At 38.4% G+C, this 2,557-nt stretch carries 1 protein-coding gene; it reads right to left on the reverse strand.

The genetic code is table 11. The features are described from left to right. Positions 1–318 precede the first annotated feature (318 nt). Positions 319–1,950: a leucine-rich repeat domain-containing protein gene (locus tag CAPGI0001_RS12655; protein ID WP_002670787.1), complete on the reverse strand. Its 1,632-nt coding sequence runs from the start codon at positions 1,948–1,950 to the stop codon at positions 319–321. Positions 1,951–2,557: the final 607 nt, after the last annotated feature.

Consider the following 2,557-nt stretch of genomic DNA (forward strand, 5'->3'; position numbering starts at 1 on the left):
GCGCCTCCTATCTTATAATGCTTTAATATATGATTGATATTCAATCCTTCTACTACTTTCTTAACAAGCCTTACAAGATGGCCTTGAGGAATCCTATCAAAAATATTTTTAGGAAATAGCTCTGGGCTATTACTAGGCTCATTTTTTAATTGTAACTTTGCTATAGTGTTTTTTTCTCACCCACGAAATTACAAAATTTATGGTAAAACACAAAAAAAATGAGGCTACTTTTTTATCTAGGTAGCCTCCTATTTTTTTAGATAAAGGCTATCTAAAAAACTTTTCGGACAGCCTCATTGGCTCATCACTATATTTAATTTATTTGATAGAAAAACTCCAGTATTTCTTTTGTAGAAGTTCCTTAACAGCCTCTGAAGCTTGTTCTGGGCTTAAGCGGATTTTACCCTCTTTGCCTGCTTCTTTCTTAGGTAGCTGTTCTATAAACTGCATAAGTGCCTCTCCTTTTAGACCTTCCCCCTCTGAAGTAAGCTCAATATATACAAATCCTAATGCTTTGTTTCCTGTTATATTTAGCTTAGTAAAAGGGCTGTGTGAAGCACTTAAAAAACTTAGATAAGGCTGGTAAGAAAGGTCTAACTCAGTAAGCCCTGATTGAATAGCTCTTAAAGATCTAAGGTCTGTATTTAGGCTAAGATCTAAGCTTTTGATACTTTTGCAATCTATTATACTCAAAAATTTAAGTTTCGTAAATGGCTTTGTATCTATAGTAGCGAGAGGGCTAGTTTCATTTATGTCCAAAGAGATAAGTCCATCAGGCAGATTACTGCTCTGTAGGGTATGGGTATCCAAAGATATAGTAGTTAAATGCTCTAAATGAGTTATAGAAGAGAGCTTATTTTTTTTGGCCAGTAATTTCGTTAGCACATCATTATGACTGATATCTATAGCGGAAAGCTCGTTGTCTTCGCAATCCAAAGAACTTACTTTACCATAAATCCTAAAGATTTGAGTTTGGAAAGAGCATCTGATAATGTTGCCAAATACCTCAGGTTTTTGGTCAATCCCTTCGTCCCATTGACCATTACTATTAAGGTCTATCCATACCCCTGGTTGATCTTCCTTAGCTGCATTAATATAAAGTTTTACCTTTTCGCCTATGGCCTTTTCGGTAGTAAGCTCTATATAATAATCTTCAGGATTTTTGGGTTCTGGCTTAGCACCTTCTTGGTCAGCTACAGTTTCCTTATCTTGGATCGCCTGAGGCGCCCAACCCTTTTTCTTCACCTCTGCAAGAACAGTAGCATTTACTACATTGCCTTCCTTCGTTCCCAAATCCTTGTTGCGGAGCACCACAGCAGCAGTTTCGCCGTTTCCTGGAGTAGGCAAATGCTGTACAAGAGAGGTGAGAGCAGCCTCAGAGAGCTTGTTGTTCGCCACATTGAGCTCAGTAAGGGCTGGGTTGGCACGCACATCGGCTGCGGTAAGAGCATTGCCGGAGGCTACTACACTCGCCACCTTTCCATAAACGGCATATACCTTTTGCTTAGGAGTGAAGGTAATAGCCTTGGCAAGAGCGTTACCGGAGGCTACTACTCTCACCGCCTTGCTATAGACGGCATAAACGTTTGGTTTGCTGGCAAGAGCCATAGACTTAGCGGGGTCGGTAACCTTCACATCTTCCTTGTCTAAAATGCCGTTGTTGTTGGTATCTATCCATACCTTGTTGTCCTTGCCCTCGGCAAGGGTAAGCATCAAAGCTTGTTCACCTTCCTTCTCGGTAGAGAAAACCATATAAGGCTGTTGGGTATCTACTTTAGGCTGTATAGCCCAACCCTTAAGGTGAGTAGGAGTCTCTACCTTCGCCTGAGGTGCTGGAGGTGTCGGAGGAGTAGGATTGGAATTACTATCACTTTTGGAACAGCCCACCATCGCGGTCGCTGCTGCAAAGAGTACGAAGGCTCCTTTTCTGAGGGTAACTATTTCTCTCATATGTAAAGAATTTGATATTGAACCTGTTTAAGCATTCTCAAATAAAGCAAAGATTTACCGAAATTAACAGTTTTTCATTTGAGAAAAACATTAAATTTCAGAAATTTTGTGCAAAGATACGAAAAATAAACAAATTGTTATTTTTTTGAGACAGAAAAAAGTGAAGAGTGAACAGTAAAAGCGAGCAGGCGTAGCTGAGTATGTGATGATAGCCAAAGAGCGGGTAGGAGGCTGTCCGAAAAGGATAGCCTCTTTTTTATACTGCAAATTTTATAGAGTATAAATATTCAAGTTTTTCTAATATTTTATTCAATTTTGGAAGATATAATCCACAAAAACAATATTTGAACAAAAAAGAGATGAGGGAATAGCATTTTAGGTATCTTCATAGTATAGTTCGCCTGTCTCAAACTCCATTTTCTGAAGTTTTTGAGCCAACTTCTCTTTGTACTTGAGAATCTATCTCTTTTGGAGGTTATTCTTGATTAATTTCTTGATTATCAGATTGTATACTTGTCTCAATATCTTGTAGAATTCCCTGCAATATACATAAAATGAATATTCTCATTTAAGGCTTTTGCAATCTTACGACAGAAATAGATATTGG

It is taken from the genome of Capnocytophaga gingivalis ATCC 33624 (assembly GCF_000174755.1).
In the GTDB taxonomy this organism is placed as follows: Bacteria; Bacteroidota; Bacteroidia; order Flavobacteriales; family Flavobacteriaceae; genus Capnocytophaga; species Capnocytophaga gingivalis.